This is a genomic window from Paracoccus alkanivorans, assembly GCF_003697785.1.
Classification (GTDB): Bacteria; Pseudomonadota; Alphaproteobacteria; order Rhodobacterales; family Rhodobacteraceae; genus Paracoccus; species Paracoccus alkanivorans.
In genome coordinates this window covers 1-14919 of sequence record NZ_QOKZ01000004.1, presented here as the reverse complement: position 1 = coordinate 14919, position 14919 = coordinate 1, and the positions used below count along the sequence as shown (strand labels likewise).

Here is a 14919-nt window from a genome sequence, read left to right as displayed (position 1 = left end):
ATCAGCGGGTCTTCTGCTGCTCCGGGATGGACAGCAAATCGTCCATGCTCTGTGCCTCTTGCGAGCGCAATGCGGGGCGTTCACCGTTATCAGCGGGACGCACCCCCTCGCGGGCCAGACGCTCGCGCAGCACGGTCATCTCGATGTCCAGGTCGCTGCGGTCTCCCTCCAGCAACTGGCGGCTGCGCGAAGTGAAATCTTTTTCCAGGTCGTTCAGGAATTCCTCATAAGCCGCCCGCGCTCGTGGATCCTGCGAGCGGGCATAGAGATTTGCGAATTTTACCGTCGCATCGCGGGCCCCCATCAGGTAGACCCCCATATAGCGCCGGACGCCACCCAACTCGGCAGGATCCTCCCGGACCTGGTCGAAAAGCTCGTGAACCGTGGCCTCGAACATCGTAACACGGGCCTCCAGCCGCCTTTCGCCGCTACGCCGGATCGCGTCCTTCATCTGGTCCAGATGGACCTGCCCTTCCTCGATCATCTTAGCGACGCGGTCCCGCTGGAAACTGTCGGTGCCTTCCATTCCCTTATCCCGCATCGGATCGGGGCCGAAGGCTAGCCAGTGCAGGGCCAGTCCCGCCACAGCGATCAACCCGGCTCCGGCCAGCGCCTCCGGTTCGGCGGCACCGATGCCAAGTCCCAGGGCAGCCATCACGCCGCCGAACAGCTTGCGAGGGATGGCCGGGCGGCGCGCGACGCGGCGGCGGTCATAGGCGGCTTCGGCGACGAGCCCCTCGCCGGTCAGCCACATCCCGGCGGCGATCAGGCCGAAACCCGCCAGGTTCATGACCATTCCCGCAGGTTCCTGGAAAAACGCGCTCAGCAGAAACGGAGAGGCGGCGATCGTGATCCATTTCGGCCGCCCCTGCAGCCGGTGCCGGGTCTCGGTCATGGGAAGCCGATCTGAACTGCCGGCCATATTGCCGGGCGAAAAACGCCCACCGAAACGCTGTGCCATCCTCGTCCCTTACGCCGCACCGGCCAGAGACGCATAGAGCGCCAGCAGCACCAGCAGGTAAAAGCTCAGCCTTTGCATCGCCTTGCGTGACATGACGCTCCTTTCCTCTTGCTCGGCACCGGGCCGACATGTCGCTGTATATATCGGCATGATCCGGTGAATTGCAAAGCGGATGGGCAGAAATCATGCTCAGGGGGCACGCGGTCCCGAAAGACGGCAGGGCGAAGAGCTATCCGCGAAATTCGATGCTGTCTAGAATCTGAAAGCGGTGCGGAACTGCGTCACGCGCCCTTCCACCTCGAGGCCCGGGAAACTATCGAAATCCTCGAATGTCTGGCTGGTGTATTCCAGGCCGACCATCACATGTTCGGTGAGTTTGAGATTGGCCCCCAAACCATATGCAAGGCCGAAACTTGGTGTGAGCGTGGTTTCTTCGGGGATTGCATAGGCCGTGCCAAAGATTCCATAGGGATTGAAACGACCCAGATCGACACCCAATGTCGTCTTGAAGCGCAGCAATTTGTGACGATTCCCGGTATTTCCCAGCTTGACGGTATGGGCATCTACCTCTGTTCCCGTGACGAGCCGCCCAAAATCCTTCCGATGTCCGCCATGGATGCCGCGGGCGGTCAGCCCGCCCAGATCGCCCCGATCACCGTCGAAATTCCGATAGGCAGTCCCCGACCCGGTTTGCAGCCCCAGATAGAAACCTGCCCAATCCCCGTTGGATGGCATGGCCGCAGACAGGTCCGGCACGGACCGGAGGGGGTGGGATGACGGCTCATTCGCGAGCGCCGCGGAAGATGCCAGAATGACGGCTGCCGCCGTCAGGATGGACCACATGTTCGACTCCGGTGCTGAAAAAGGCGCCGCAAGCGCCCGGGAACTCGTTCAATCCTACCGGCCCCGGGTTAATGATTCCTTTATGCCGGTCAATTTTCCGTCAGTTCTCCGGGGGAACCGGAGGGCGCTGCATCCGGGGCGCGGCGATCCGCCGCGCGGTTTCTTGCCAATGTCCGGCCGCGCGGATAGGTTGCGCGCCAACTTGAATGGGCAGGCCCGACGGTCTGGTCCGACAGCCGAAAGGAAACCGCATGTTCGCTACTCCCGCTTATGCCCAGGCCGCCGGTGGTTCCGGTGGTGCCGCCTTTGCACAGTTCATCCCGCTGATCCTGATCTTTGCGATCATGTATTTCCTGATGATCCGGCCACAGCAGAAGCGGGCTAAGCAGCACCGTGAAATGGTCGCGGCGCTGAAAAAGGGTGATCAGGTCGTGACCCAGGGCGGGCTGATCGGCAAGGTCGCCAGCGCCCGCGACGACGAACTTGAAGTCGAAATCGCACAGGGCGTCCGCGTTCGCGTCGTCCGTTCGACGATCGCCCAGGTGATCACCGCGACCACCCCGGTCGCCGCCAATAACTGAGGGCTTGACGCCAGATGCTTCAGATCGACCGATGGAAACGCATCCTGATCATCGGGATCTGCGTGCTGGGGCTGGCTTATGCCATGCCCAACCTGTTCTATAAGCGGGTCGAGGCGCATAACGATGCCGTGACCACGATCGAGAAGACTGGCGCCAGCACTCCCGAACTCGAAGCGGCTCAGGCGGGCTGGCCGGGCTGGCTGCCGAGCGGTCTCGTCAATCTGGGTCTCGATCTGCGCGGCGGCGCGCATCTTCTGGCCGAGGTTCGGGTGGCCGAGGTCTACAAGTCGCGCATGGATGCGCTGTGGCCTGATCTGCGCCGTGCGCTGGCCGATGAACGCGCGACCATCGGCGCGATTCGGCGTGTGCAATCGCCGGATGGCACATTGAAGATCGAGATCGGAAATCCCGATCAGATGGCGCGTGCGATCGAAATCGCGCGGGGCTTTTCCGATCCCGTGACCAGTCTGACCGGGGCGGGGCAGTCCAGTCTCGACATATCCGGTGACGGCAATGCGATGACGATCCAGTTGTCGGAGGCCGAGAGAGCCGTGACCGACGACCGAACCCTCCAGCAGAGCCTTGAAATCATCCGCCGCCGCGTCGATGAGGTCGGCACGCGCGAGCCTACGATCTTGCGTCAGGGCAGCGACCGCATCCTGATCCAGGTTCCGGGGATCGGTTCGGCCGACGAGCTCAAATCGCTGATCGGCACCACTGCCAAGCTGACCTTCAACCCCGTCGCGGGCACCGGCTCGAACCCGGACGCGCAGGTGGATCTGGGGCAGGTGGTCCTGCCCGATGCCGAGCAGGAAGGGGTTTACTACACGATCGAGGAAACCCCGGTCGTCACCGGCGAAGAGTTGAACGATGCGCTGCCCTCGACCGATCAGAACGGTCTGCCTTCGGTCGATTTTCGGTTCAATCCCACGGGGGCGCGGAAATTCGGGGCCTATACCTCGGCCAATGTCGGCCAGCCCTTCGCCATCGTTCTGGACGACCAGGTGATCTCGGCTCCCGTCATCCGGCAGGCGATCACGACCGGCTCGGGCCAGATCTCGGGCTCCATGACATTCGACGAGGCAAACGAACTGGCCATCTTGCTTCGTGCCGGCGCATTGCCCGCCGAACTGACCTTCCTGGAAGAGCGCACCATAGGTCCGGAACTGGGGCAGGACAGCGTCGATGCGGGCAAGATCGCCTCGATGGTGGGTTTCGTGGCCGTGGTTGCGCTGATGGTGCTGTCCTATGGGATGTTCGGGGTATTCGCGTCCATTGCGCTGTCCATCAACATGGGGCTGATCTTCGGTGTGCTGTCGATGATCGGGGCGACGCTGACTTTGCCGGGTATTGCCGGGATCGTGCTGACCATAGGCATGGCGGTCGATGCCAATGTGCTGGTCTTCGAACGTATTCGCGAAGAGTTGAAAACCGCCCGGGGTCCTGCCCGCGCGATCGAACTGGGTTATGAAAAGGCGATGTCGGCGATCGTGGATGCCAATATTACCACCCTGATCATCGCCGCGATCCTGTTCGTTCTGGGTTCCGGGCCGGTCAAGGGCTTTGCGGTGACGCTGACCATCGGTATCGTCACCTCGGTCTTTACGGCACTTTGGGTGACGCGGCTGATGACCGTCACATGGTTCGAACGCGCCCGCCCGCGCCAGATCGAGGTGTAACATGGCTTTCCGTCTGAAACTGGTTCCCGACAACACCCAGATCGATTTCTTCCGCTGGCAGTTCCTGACCTTCGGATTCTCTTCGGTCCTGGCGGTGCTGTCGATCGTCTGCCTGCTGGTGTTCGGGCTGAATTTCGGCATCGACTTCAAGGGCGGCACCACGATCCGCACCGAGTCCACGCAAGAGGTGGATGTCGGCGCCTATCGGCAGGCCTTGCAGCCTCTCGGGCTGGGAGACGTTGCGATCTCGCAGGTTTTCGACCCGACATTCGGCCCCGATCAACATGTCGCGCAGGTTCGTATCTCTGCACAGGAAGGCACGGAATCGGTTACCCCCGAAACGATCAATGAGGTCGAGGCGGCCTTAAAGGAGGTCGATCCTTCGATCACCTTTCCCTCGGTCGAATCGGTTGGGCCGAAGGTTTCGGGTGAGCTGATCAATACCGCGATCTATGCCATCCTTGCGTCTCTGGTGGCGATTTCGGCTTATATATGGTTGCGCTTCGAATGGCAGTTCTCGGTTGGGGCAATCGTCTCGCTGGTTCATGACGTGCTGATCACCATGGGCGTCTTCGCGCTGTTCCAGATCAAGTTCGACCTGGCGACCGTGGCCGCGCTGCTGACCATCGTGGGCTATTCGATCAACGACACGGTTGTCGTGTTCGACCGGCTGCGCGAGAACCTGATGAAATACAAGAAGCGCGCCCTTCGGGACCTGATGAACCTGTCGGTGAACGAGACCCTGAGCCGCACCGTGATGACTTCGGGCACAACGCTGGTCGCCCTGATTTCACTGCTGGTGCTGGGTGGCGACGTGATCCGCGGCTTTGTCTTCGCAATCACCTTCGGGATCGTGATCGGCACCTATTCCTCGATCTACGTGGCCAAGAACGTGGTTCTGTGGCTGGGTGTCAAGCGCGACTGGTCGAAGAAGGATCCCAAGGACGCCGCTTCCTCCTTTCCGGGCGCCGAGGCACCCTGATGGCGATGAAGCCCACAGATTTCGACGGGGCGGTGCCGGTTGACGGCTATGGCCCCGGCTTTTTCCGCGTGGGTGGAAAAGTCATAGAGGGCCCGGTCCTGGTCGAAGAGGGCGGAGCGCAGCCTTGGGGAGGGCTGGAGGATTCTGCCCCCCTGTTGACGCTGGCCGGGCGGATCGATGTGCTGTTCCTGGGGATGGGCGCGGAAATCGCCCATCCCCCGGCCGAACTGGTCGATGCGCTGGAAGCGGTGGGCGTGATGGTAGAGGCGATGGCCTCTCCCACGGCGGCGCGCACCTATAACGTGACCCTGTCCGAAGGGCGTCGCGTCGCCTGCGCGCTTTTGCCCCTGTGAGCCTGCTGGCCGTCCATGAGCTTGCCGCCGCTCGCGGCGGGATCAGGGCGGTGGAAGGCGTGTCCTTCACCCTTGATGCCGGAGAGGCGCTGATCCTGCGTGGCCCGAACGGCATCGGCAAGACGACGCTCCTGCGTTGCGTGGCGGGTTTGCAACCGGCGGTCGAAGGGCGGATCGAGATGGCCGGGGATTCGGTTGCCTATGCTGCCCATGCCGATGGGCTGAAAGCTGCGCTGACGGTGACCGAGAACCTGCGCTTCTGGGCGCAGATATTCGGTGGCGGCAGTGTCGAACAGGCTTTGGCCGCCATGGATCTGACGGCGCTTGCGGATCGTCCGGCAGCGGCGCTGTCTGCGGGACAGAAACGGCGATTGGGCCTTGCGCGGCTAATGGTGACGGGGCGTCCGCTCTGGGTGCTGGATGAGCCGACCGTGTCGCTGGACGCGGCCTCGGTGGAACGCTTCGCGGCACTGGTGCGAACACATCTGGCCGGGGGAGGGGCGGCGCTTATGGCCACGCATATCGATCTGGGGCTGCAAGAGGCGCGGGTGCTGGACCTCACCCCCTATCGCGCCAGGCCGGGAAGGTCCCGGCGGCCGGCGGGCTTCAACGAGGCCTTCGCATGAGCCGATCCGTGCCAGGCCTATCCCGCATGGGTTGCGTCCCGCGACAGCCGGAGGGCGCTTCGCCCCCCCGGATCCCCCCGAAGGTATTTTCCCAAAGAAGAAGGGAGAACAGCGCATGCCTGTCTTTTGCCGGGACCGGCGCTCCCCCTGATCGAAACCCGACAGTGGCGCGCGGATGATTGTTCTGCTGAAACGCGATCTTGCCCTTGCCACCCGTGCGGGCGGCGGGTTCGGCCTTGCGGTCGCGTTCTTCCTGATCCTCTGCGCAATGGTGCCCTTTGGCGTCGGACCCGAGACCAGCGCGCTGCGTCCCATCGCGCCGGGCATCCTTTGGGTCGGCGCGCTGCTGTCCTGCCTGCTGTCGCTGGATCGTATATTTGCGCTGGATTACGAGGATGGCAGTCTCGACCTGCTGGCAACCGCGCCCATTCCGCTGGAGGGTGTCACCGCGCTTAAGGCGCTGGCGCATTGGATCACCACCGGTCTGCCGCTGATCGCCGCGGCGCCGGTTTTCGGTATCCTGCTGCATCTGCCGGGCCAGGCCACTGGCTGGCTGATCGCCTCGTTGCTGATCGGCACGCCCGCGCTGTCGATGCTGGGTGCGTTCGGGGCAGCGATAACGGTAGGGTTGCGCCGCGGTGGGCTACTTTTGTCGCTCTTGGTTCTGCCGCTTTATATCCCCACCCTGATCTTCGGCACCGAGATCATCCGGCGCGGCGCGGAGGGGGGCGATCCCACCACGCCGATCCTGTTCCTTGCCGGGATCACCGCCGGAGTCATGGCGCTGGTGCCGTTCGCCGCCGCCGCCGCCCTGCGGGTCAATCTGCGGTGAGAGGGCTTGAGGGGCGCGCGCGCCGAGGATAGGGGAGACATATGTCGATCTGGGAATACGCAAACCCCGTGAAATTCATGCGCGTCTCTGGCGCCGTTCTGCCGTGGCTGGTCATCGCCGCGGCTGTCTGCACCATCGGCGGGATCGCATGGGGCTTTCTGACGCCCGAGGATTACAAGCAGGGCTCGACCGTCAAGATCGTCTTCCTGCATGTGCCGGCGGCGATGATGGCGATCAATATCTGGGTGATGATGCTTATCGCCTCGCTGATCTGGCTGATCCGGCGGCATCATGTCAGCGCATTGGCCGCCAAGGCTGCCGCGCCGGTGGGGGCAGTGATGACGCTGATCGCGCTGGCCACCGGGGCGATCTGGGGGCAGCCGATGTGGGGGACATGGTGGGAATGGGATCCGCGCCTGACCTCTTTCCTGATCCTGCTGCTGTTTTATATCGGCTATATCGCGCTCTGGTCCGCCATCGAGGATGCGGATAGCGCCGCCGATCTGACCGGGGTGCTGTGCCTTGTAGGCTCGGTCTTTGCGCTGCTGTCACGCTATGCGGTGCTGTTCTGGAACCAGGGGCTGCACCAGGGCGCTTCGCTGTCGGTCGCGCCGGGCGAACGGATGAGCGAGGTGTATCGATATCCGCTCTACCTCTCGATGTTGGGGTTCCTGCTGTTGTTCCTTGTGCTGGTGCTGGTCCGTACACGCACGGAAATCCGCAGGCGGCGCCTTGCCGCATTGCAGGCAAGGGAGATGCGCGCATGATCGATCTTGGGAAATATGCCGGCACGGTGCTGGCGGCCTACGGGGTCTCGCTGCTGCTATTAGTCGGGATCGTTTGGCAAAGCTGGGCGGCCAATGCCCGCGCCCGCCGTGAATTGGAGAAATACGAGAAGAATGGCTAGGATTTCGCCCCTTGTCGTGCTGCCGCCCCTAGCCTTCGCCGCATTGGCGGGGATGTTCCTGTGGGGAATGGGGCGCGATGACCCGTCGGAGCTGCCCTCGACCATGGTGGGGCGCGAAGCGCCTGCCGTGCCGCAGACCACGCTGCCGGGCAAGACGCAACTGACCGACGCGATGCTGCGTGAACCTGGTGTGAAACTGGTGAATTTCTGGGCAAGCTGGTGCCCGCCCTGCCGGGCCGAGCATCCGACCTTGATGGAATTGTCCGAACGCTTGCCGGTCTATGGGGTCGATCTGAAGGACCCGGAAGCCAATGCGCTGGAGTTCCTGGAGGAAGATGGCGATCCGTTCCATGCCATCGCGACCGATCCAAAGGGACGCGGCGCCATCGATTGGGGAGTGACCGCCCCGCCCGAGACCTTCATCGTCAATGGCGAGGGCGAGATCCTCTATCGTTTTGCCGGGCCTATGGTCCGCGAGGACTATACCAATCGCTTTGTCCCCGAACTGGAAAAGGCGCTGGCCGCCGAAGAGTGATCTGACGGGTTGCGCCTTGTGCAACCGCGCGACAGAGTGACCTCATCTATTTGTGAGAACGGGGAGAGGTCAGCCATGACAAGGTTGAGTCTGGTAACAGCGCTGCTGATGGGCAGCGTGTGGGCAATGCCTGCGACAGCGCAGCAGGCGACGGATGCGGTTGCGCCGGAGGCAGCCAGCCCCGAAACCGAAAGTGCCGATGCCTTCGCCGGTCTGGGCGAGACCGCCCGCGCTGCGCTTGCCAGCAAGGAAGAAGGCAAGCCGGTCACCGCCCAGAACTGGATGGTGGCGGCGGCCAATCCGCTGGCCGTCGAGGCCGGGGCCAAGGTGTTGGAGCGTGGCGGGTCGGCGGCCGATGCGATGGTGGCGGTGCAGACCGTCCTTGGGCTGGTCGAGCCGCAAAGCTCGGGGTTGGGCGGGGGCGCCTTTCTTGTCTGGTATGATGCCGAAAGCGGTGAGTTGACCACGCTGGACGGCCGCGAAACCGCGCCCAAGGCAGCGACTCCGACATATTTCCAGGATGAGAACGGCGAGCCGCTGGAATTCTATGACGCGGTGGTCGGCGGCCGTTCGGTCGGCACGCCGGGCACGCCCGCCCTGCTGGAGGAGGCGCATCGCCGTTGGGGCAAGGTGAACTGGGGAAGCCTGTTCGATGATGCCATCGCGCTGGCCGATGAGGGTTTTACCGTCTCGCCGCGCTTGGCCGGCTTGGTGGCCGAGGATAGCGAACGTTTGGGCCGTTTTCCCGCTACCAAAGCCTATTTCTTCCCTGGCGGCGAGGCCGTCGCGGCAGGCGACACGCTGAAAAACCCCGAATATGCCCATGTGCTGCGGCGGTTGGCGGCAGAGGGCAGCAAGGCCTTCTATAGCGGAGAAATCGCTGAAGGTATTGTCGACACCGTTCGAAATGCCGAGGGAAATCCTGGTCTTTTGGCGATGGAAGACCTGGCGGCCTACAAGGTCAAGGAGCGCCCGGCGGTCTGTGCCGAATATCGTGATCACGAGGTTTGCGGCATGGGGTCTCCGTCTTCGGGCGGGCTGACCGTGGGACAAATCCTCGGGATGCTGGGGGGCTATGATCTTGCCGCGCTCGGGGCCGAGAATCCCGAAAGCTGGCGGCTGATCGGTGACGCCTCGCGTCTCGCCTTCGCGGATCGGGGCCGGTATATGGCCGATAGCGATTTCGTTCCTGTCCCGACTGAGGGTCTGATCGCGCCCGATTATCTGGCCGGGCGGGGTGAATTGCTGGCTGGAGATGATGCTCTGCCCGAGGTCAGCGCCGGCTCGCCCGGCTGGTCGCATGCGATGAACTGGGGGCGGGACAGCTCACTGGAACTGCCCTCGACCTCGCATATCTCGATCGTCGATGCGGATGGCAATGCGCTGTCGATGACAACGACCATCGAGAACGGCTTTGGCTCGCGCCTGTTCACCCAGGGATTCCTGCTGAATAACGAATTGACCGATTTTTCGTTCGAGACGCATGACGAGGCGGGCTATCCCATCGCCAACCGGCTGGAGCCGGGCAAGCGGCCGCGTTCCTCTATGGCGCCCAGCATCGTGATGAAGGATGGCAAGCCGGTGCTGGTGATAGGTTCGCCGGGCGGCAGCCGGATCATCGGTTATGTCGCCAAGGCCATCATCGGCTATCTCGATTGGGAGTTGGATGTGCAGCAGGCGGTCGCTCTGCCCAATATTGTCAACCGCTTCGGGACGATGGATGTCGAGGCGGGAACTTCGGCCACTGACCTGACGCAACCACTGGCGGATATGGGCTTCGAGGTGGAAGAGACCGACCTGAACTCGGGTCTTCACGGTATTGCCATTACGCCCGACGGATTGTCCGGCGGGGCCGATCCGCGTCGTGAAGGTGTTGCGATAGGCGGTTGATGTAAAAGAAAACCCCCGGCGCAATTGGCCGGGGGTTCGTTGTTCGTCTTGCGCCGGTCAGGCTGCGGCGAGATTGCGCAGCACGTAATGCAGCACGCCGCCATTCTTCAGATATTCGATCTCGACCTCGGTATCGACGCGGGCCTTGAGCGTGATCTCCTTGGTGGTGCCATCGGCATAGGTGATTGTCGCGGGCACCAGTGAAAGCGGCTTGAAATCACCTTCCAGCCCACTGATCGATACGGTCTCGTCGCCGGTCAGTTTCAGCGTCTTACGGTTGTCGCCATCGGTGAACTCGAAGGGAATGACGCCCATGCCGACCAGATTGGAGCGGTGGATACGCTCGAAGCTTTCGGCGATCACCGCCTTGACACCCAGCAGGTTGGTGCCCTTGGCCGCCCAGTCACGCGACGAGCCCGCGCCATATTCGACCCCGCCGATGACGACCAGCGGAACGCCCTTGTCCTCATAGGCCATGGCCGCATCGTAGATCGCCGTCTGCTGGCCGTCCGGTCCCTTGGTATAGCCGCCCTCGACACCGTCCAGCATCTCGTTCTTGATGCGGATATTGGCGAAGGTGCCACGCATCATCACCTCGTGATTGCCGCGGCGCGAGCCGTAGGAGTTGAACTCGCGCGGAGGGACCTGACGCTCTGTCAGGTATTTCCCGGCGGGGGTTTCCGGCTTGAAGGAACCGGCAGGCGAGATGTGGTCGGTGGTGATCATGTCGCCCAGCAGTGCAAGGACGCGCGCGCCCTGGATATTGCTGATCGTGCCCGGGTCCTTCGACATGCCCTGGAAATAGGGCGGGTTCTGGATATAGGTCGAGCTGGCAGGCCAGTCATAGGTCTCGCTGTCGGTGACGTCGACGCCTTGCCAGCGGTCGTCGCCCTTGAACACATCGGCGTATTTTTCCTGGAACATCTCGCGCGTGACGACGGTTTCGACCAGTTCGGCCACCTCTTTCGTGGTCGGCCAGATATCCTTCAGATAGACAGGCTTGCCGTCCTTCGAGGTGCCAAGCGGCTCGCTCGTCAGGTCGATATTCATGTCGCCGGCCAGAGCATAGGCCACCACCAGCGGCGGCGAGGCCAGGTAATTGGCGCGCACATCGGGCGAGATCCGGCCCTCGAAGTTGCGGTTGCCCGACAGGACCGAAACCGCGACCAGATCATTGTCGTTGATCGATTTCGAGATCGCGGGCTCCAGCGGACCGGAATTGCCGATGCAGGTGGTGCAGCCGTAACCCACGAGATTGAAGCCGATCGCGTCCAGGTCCTCTTGCAGACCGGCGGCTTGCAGATATTCCGACACGACCTGCGAGCCGGGCGCCAGCGAGGTCTTGACCCAGGGCTTGCGGTTCAGGCCCAGTTCGCGCGCCTTGCGGGCGACGAGGCCGGCGGCCATCAGCACATAGGGGTTCGAGGTGTTGGTGCAGGAGGTGATCGAGGCGATCACGATAGAGCCGTCATGCAGCTTGTAATCCTCTCCCTCGACCGAGCCGGACTTGTAGCCCTCGTGATGACCGGGAAGATCGTCCGGCGAAGGGGCGCCGCCCTCGGCATTCCAGGTGCGGGTGCCGTTGCGGGCCGGTTCCGGCAGTTTGCGGGTGCCGCAGATATATTTGCGGAACGCGAATGCGGATTCGGTCAGCGCCACGTGATCCTGCGGGCGTTTCGGCCCCGAGATGGCGGGCACGACATCGCTCTGGTCCAGTTCCAGCGTCGAGGAATAGACCGGGTCGTAATCCTTGCCGCGCCAGAATCCGTTCTGCTTGGCATAGGCCTCGACCAGCGCGATGCGATCCTCGTCCCGGCCGGTCTGGCGCAGGTAGCGCAGGGTTTCGTCGTCGATCGGGAAAAAGCCGCAGGTCGCGCCGTATTCGGGCGCCATGTTGGCGATGGTCGCGCGGTCGGCCAGCGGCATGTGATCCAGCCCGTCGCCGTAGAACTCGACGAATTTGCCGACAACGCCATGCTCGCGCAGCATCTGCACGACCTTCAGCACCAGGTCGGTCGCGGTCACGCCTTCGGTCAGCGCGCCGGTGATCTTGAAGCCGACAACCTCGGGGATCAGCATCGAGATCGGCTGGCCCAGCATTGCGGCCTCCGCCTCGATCCCGCCGACGCCCCAGCCCAGAACGGCAAGGCCGTTGACCATGGTGGTATGCGAGTCGGTGCCGACCAGCGTATCGGGATAGGCGACTTCCTCGCCGCTCTGGTCGGTGTCGGTCCAGACGGTCTGTGCCAGGTACTCAAGGTTCACCTGGTGGCAGATACCGGTTCCGGGTGGCACGACGCGGAAATTCTGGAACGCTTTCTGACCCCATTTCAGGAACTGGTAACGTTCGATATTACGTTCGTATTCGCGTTCCACGTTGAACTGGAAGGCGCGGGGGGTGCCGAATTCGTCGATCATCACCGAGTGGTCGATGACCAGGTCGACCGGGTTCAGTGGGTTGATCTTTTGCGCATCGCCGCCAAGCGCCTTGATGCCGTCGCGCATCGCGGCCAGGTCCACCACGGCGGGGACACCGGTAAAGTCCTGCATCAGCACGCGGGCAGGGCGATAGGCGATTTCGCGGGGGTTCTTGCCGCCCTTGGCGGCCCATTCGGCGAATGCCTTGATGTCGTCGGGGCTGACGGTCTTGCCGCCATCCTCGAAGCGAAGCATGTTTTCCAGCACCACTTTCAGTGCGGCGGGAAGCCTGGAGAAATCACCAAGGCCGGCCTCGGTGGCGGCGTCGATCGAGTAATAGGCGATTTCCTTGCCACCGGCTTTGAGCTTGCGGCGGGTCTTGGCGGAGTCGATTCCGGTCTGGATGGGCATCAGGGCCTCCCTGTCTGCGAAATGGATGGGTCGGGCATGCGGTCTTCCTGCTTTGCCTCATGGAGAAGGGTTCTGCAAGGGCATCGCAGAGACTTTGTATGCAATCGCATACCATACTTGCTGCAGTTGCTCAAGTGGCACAATCAATAGCATTGGATCGACTAACAAAGCCTTGATTTGTCTTGAGGCTGCCGGAGCGGCTATGCAATAGACCTGAATTCGACGAATTGGGCAGAGTGATGCACAGCATGTCAGGTCAGACGCAACCCGGCGTTCTGGCGCGAAATACGGGTGGTCCGATCAGGAAAAGAATGGCTGCGTGGTCAGGAACCAAGATTTTATGGGCAACGATTGCCGTAACGCTGATCGCGGCGCTGCCCGTTCGCGCACAGGATACCACCGCGGCGGAGGGGGAGGAGGCGCCGGTTATCGCCGCCCCGGCAGAGCCCGGCCGCGCTGCGCCGCCGCTTGACAGTCAGTATGATTCTCCGGAAGCCACAGGCTTCAACAGCTTTGCCGCAAGCGACGTGGCGCCGCTTCCGCTGGACAGTTTCATGCCGCCGACCCTGCCCGTAGTGGTAGAGTTGTTCACGGCGCAAGGCTGCTCTTCCTGCCCGCCTGCCGACGCGATGCTGGAGGCGCTGGCGGATGATCCCGGTATCCTGCCCCTGTCGTTACATGTCGATTACTGGGATTACCTGGGCTGGACCGACAGCTTCGCCAGCCCGGAATTCACCGCGAGACAGGAGGCTTATGCCCGTGCGGCGGGCGAGCGGTCTGTCTATACCCCGCAACTCATTATAGATGGGCAGGACACTGCGGTTTCGCCCGGGCCGGCCCAGTTGATGGGATTGATCGACGCGCATCGCGCTTCGCCTGCGCTGGTCAGCATTACCCGGGAACAGGCGCCCGAAGGCGACCGCATAGAAGTCGTGCCGTTATCGGAACTGACGGGATCGATCGATGTGGTGCTGGTTCGCTATGTCCCGAACCGCACTGTCGAGATCGAGGCCGGAGAGAATCGCGGCAAGGAAATGTCCTATACCAATGTTGTGCTTTCGCTTGAGAAGTTGGCGGATTGGGATGGTCAGGCACCACTGCGCCTGACCATCCGGGCCGAAGGTCGGCCGGACGACAGTTATCCTTCCGACACCCGGCATGTGATTCTCGTGCAGGAAGACCTGAGCGGTCAGGAAATGCCGGGTCCGATTCTCGCCGCGATCGGACTGGATTGAATCGCTGCGCCCCGCATGGCTTGGCCGCAAGGGGAAGGTGTTTCCATCAGGAACTGCGTGATTCAGCCAAGTATATTATCGCTTACCTGCGTCGGTAGCGATCATGCGCTGGCCAGGGCGCCTCGGTGACAGGCAAGCCGCGCTTCGATGCTTCGCGATGTCTGCGGCATAGGCCCTGTCGGAATTGCCCGGCCAGCTTTGCGTTTTCAAGGGTGATGGATCGGACATGATGTGAGGCATTTGCTCTTCATCTTGTCTTCTGATTGATGATTTTCCCGCTTAAGCGCGCTATCCGGGGCATTCTTGAAATTAGGTATACCAGAATGCGCCTGTCGCCTTTGTGCTTGCGGCATGGTTTTCCGCATATGCAAAATGACTGATGAGAAATCAACCTTGCCACCCATCATTTGTCACGATTTCCCGGTCGCCGGATCAACGGCAGGACGGCTTCATTAACCCGTCAGCAGCGGGTGGGGGGCAATTATCATACTGACCGGAAAGACCAAAAGCAGCCGCGCTACCCTCATATGCGCCCGCATGGCGAAGTTTATCTTGACATTGTCCTGTTGTGGAATCCATCATTCATAATACCAGGAACATTTTCAGGCTGCGCCTTGGCGCGTTTTGAGTGAATCAAGCTTCGGGGAGGGGAACCATGCTCGACAA

General features: G+C 62.4%; 15 protein-coding genes. 11 read left to right on the top strand and 4 right to left on the bottom strand.

Translation table 11 applies throughout. The features are described 5' to 3' along the window. Position 1 precedes the first annotated feature (1 nt). From C9E81_RS11230 to C9E81_RS11225, 3 genes are all read right to left on the bottom strand, one after another. The gene (locus C9E81_RS11230) at positions 2 to 961 is read right to left on the bottom strand and encodes a 5-bromo-4-chloroindolyl phosphate hydrolysis family protein (RefSeq protein WP_122112453.1); all 960 of its coding nucleotides are present in this window, start codon (positions 959 to 961) and stop codon (positions 2 to 4) included. A 9-nt stretch (positions 962 to 970) separates the two neighbouring features. Beyond that, a complete protein-coding gene (locus C9E81_RS22890; RefSeq protein WP_166461886.1) occupies positions 971 to 1111 on the bottom strand; it encodes a hypothetical protein in 141 nt (46 codons plus the stop codon). Between the two features lie 102 nt (positions 1112 to 1213). After that, positions 1214 to 1804 (bottom strand): outer membrane beta-barrel protein, encoded by a 591-nt coding sequence (locus C9E81_RS11225; protein WP_122112452.1) that lies wholly within the window; start codon positions 1802 to 1804, stop codon positions 1214 to 1216. 251 nt (positions 1805 to 2055) lie between these two features. On the opposite strand from C9E81_RS11225, the gene yajC reads away from it, so the two are divergent. The 10 genes from yajC to ggt all read left to right on the top strand — a co-directional run bounded on the left by yajC (position 2056) and on the right by ggt (position 10189). Beyond that, a complete protein-coding gene (gene yajC, locus C9E81_RS11220; RefSeq protein ID WP_122112451.1) occupies positions 2056 to 2385 on the top strand; it encodes a preprotein translocase subunit YajC in 330 nt (109 codons plus the stop codon). Between the two features lie 14 nt (positions 2386 to 2399). Beyond that, complete coding sequence (secD, locus tag C9E81_RS11215) at positions 2400 to 4064, top strand: protein translocase subunit SecD (protein ID WP_122112450.1); 1665 nt, start codon at positions 2400 to 2402, stop codon at positions 4062 to 4064. Position 4065: 1 nt separating this feature from the next. Then, entirely contained in the window at positions 4066 to 5046 is a 981-nt protein-coding gene (gene secF, locus C9E81_RS11210) for a protein translocase subunit SecF (RefSeq protein ID WP_122112449.1), read from the top strand. Further along, entirely contained in the window at positions 5046 to 5399 is a 354-nt protein-coding gene (locus C9E81_RS11205) for an Mth938-like domain-containing protein (protein ID WP_122112448.1), read from the top strand. The genes secF and C9E81_RS11205 overlap by 1 nt, the downstream gene beginning before the upstream one ends. Beyond that, on the top strand, positions 5396 to 6025 hold the full coding sequence (ccmA, locus tag C9E81_RS11200; RefSeq protein WP_122112447.1) for a heme ABC exporter ATP-binding protein CcmA: 630 nt from the start codon (positions 5396 to 5398) through the stop codon (positions 6023 to 6025). The genes C9E81_RS11205 and ccmA overlap by 4 nt, the downstream gene beginning before the upstream one ends. A 175-nt stretch (positions 6026 to 6200) precedes the next feature. Continuing rightward, entirely contained in the window at positions 6201 to 6857 is a 657-nt protein-coding gene (ccmB, locus tag C9E81_RS11195; protein ID WP_122112446.1) for a heme exporter protein CcmB, read from the top strand. A 41-nt stretch (positions 6858 to 6898) separates the two neighbouring features. Beyond that, on the top strand, positions 6899 to 7624 hold the full coding sequence (gene ccmC, locus C9E81_RS11190) for a heme ABC transporter permease CcmC (RefSeq protein ID WP_122112445.1): 726 nt from the start codon (positions 6899 to 6901) through the stop codon (positions 7622 to 7624). Beyond that, on the top strand, positions 7621 to 7764 hold the full coding sequence (gene ccmD / locus C9E81_RS11185; RefSeq protein WP_122112444.1) for a heme exporter protein CcmD: 144 nt from the start codon (positions 7621 to 7623) through the stop codon (positions 7762 to 7764). The genes ccmC and ccmD overlap by 4 nt, the downstream gene beginning before the upstream one ends. After that, positions 7757 to 8299, top strand: coding sequence for a DsbE family thiol:disulfide interchange protein (locus tag C9E81_RS11180; protein WP_122112443.1), 543 nt, complete (start codon positions 7757 to 7759; stop codon positions 8297 to 8299). The genes ccmD and C9E81_RS11180 overlap by 8 nt, the downstream gene beginning before the upstream one ends. A 75-nt stretch (positions 8300 to 8374) precedes the next feature. After that, positions 8375 to 10189 carry a gamma-glutamyltransferase gene (gene ggt, locus C9E81_RS11175; RefSeq protein WP_122112442.1) on the top strand — a complete coding sequence of 605 codons (1815 nt, stop codon included), beginning with the start codon at positions 8375 to 8377 and terminating at the stop codon, positions 10187 to 10189. Positions 10190 to 10246: 57 nt separating this feature from the next. Here the strand turns inward: ggt and acnA are convergent, their stop codons facing one another. Continuing rightward, on the bottom strand, positions 10247 to 13018 hold the full coding sequence (gene acnA / locus C9E81_RS11170; protein ID WP_122112441.1) for an aconitate hydratase AcnA: 2772 nt from the start codon (positions 13016 to 13018) through the stop codon (positions 10247 to 10249). A 311-nt stretch (positions 13019 to 13329) separates the two neighbouring features. Between acnA and C9E81_RS11165 the strand changes: the two genes are divergently transcribed. Then, entirely contained in the window at positions 13330 to 14253 is a 924-nt protein-coding gene (locus tag C9E81_RS11165) for a DUF1223 domain-containing protein (protein ID WP_166461885.1), read from the top strand. The last annotated feature ends 666 nt before the right edge of the window (positions 14254 to 14919 follow it).

Coding starts and splice junctions, on each gene's coding strand:
- secD (WP_122112450.1), top strand. CDS start 2,400: ATGCTTCAGATCGACCGATGGAAACGCATCCTGATCATCGGGATCTGC.
- ggt (WP_122112442.1), top strand. CDS start 8,375: ATGACAAGGTTGAGTCTGGTAACAGCGCTGCTGATGGGCAGCGTGTGG.
- ccmB (WP_122112446.1), top strand. CDS start 6,201: ATGATTGTTCTGCTGAAACGCGATCTTGCCCTTGCCACCCGTGCGGGC.
- yajC (WP_122112451.1), top strand. CDS start 2,056: ATGTTCGCTACTCCCGCTTATGCCCAGGCCGCCGGTGGTTCCGGTGGT.
- C9E81_RS11230 (WP_122112453.1), bottom strand. CDS start 961: ATGGCACAGCGTTTCGGTGGGCGTTTTTCGCCCGGCAATATGGCCGGC.
- C9E81_RS11180 (WP_122112443.1), top strand. CDS start 7,757: ATGGCTAGGATTTCGCCCCTTGTCGTGCTGCCGCCCCTAGCCTTCGCC.
- secF (WP_122112449.1), top strand. CDS start 4,066: ATGGCTTTCCGTCTGAAACTGGTTCCCGACAACACCCAGATCGATTTC.
- ccmD (WP_122112444.1), top strand. CDS start 7,621: ATGATCGATCTTGGGAAATATGCCGGCACGGTGCTGGCGGCCTACGGG.
- C9E81_RS11225 (WP_122112452.1), bottom strand. CDS start 1,804: ATGTGGTCCATCCTGACGGCGGCAGCCGTCATTCTGGCATCTTCCGCG.
- C9E81_RS11165 (WP_166461885.1), top strand. CDS start 13,330: ATGGCTGCGTGGTCAGGAACCAAGATTTTATGGGCAACGATTGCCGTA.
- C9E81_RS11205 (WP_122112448.1), top strand. CDS start 5,046: ATGGCGATGAAGCCCACAGATTTCGACGGGGCGGTGCCGGTTGACGGC.
- ccmC (WP_122112445.1), top strand. CDS start 6,899: ATGTCGATCTGGGAATACGCAAACCCCGTGAAATTCATGCGCGTCTCT.
- acnA (WP_122112441.1), bottom strand. CDS start 13,018: ATGCCCATCCAGACCGGAATCGACTCCGCCAAGACCCGCCGCAAGCTC.
- C9E81_RS22890 (WP_166461886.1), bottom strand. CDS start 1,111: ATGCCGATATATACAGCGACATGTCGGCCCGGTGCCGAGCAAGAGGAA.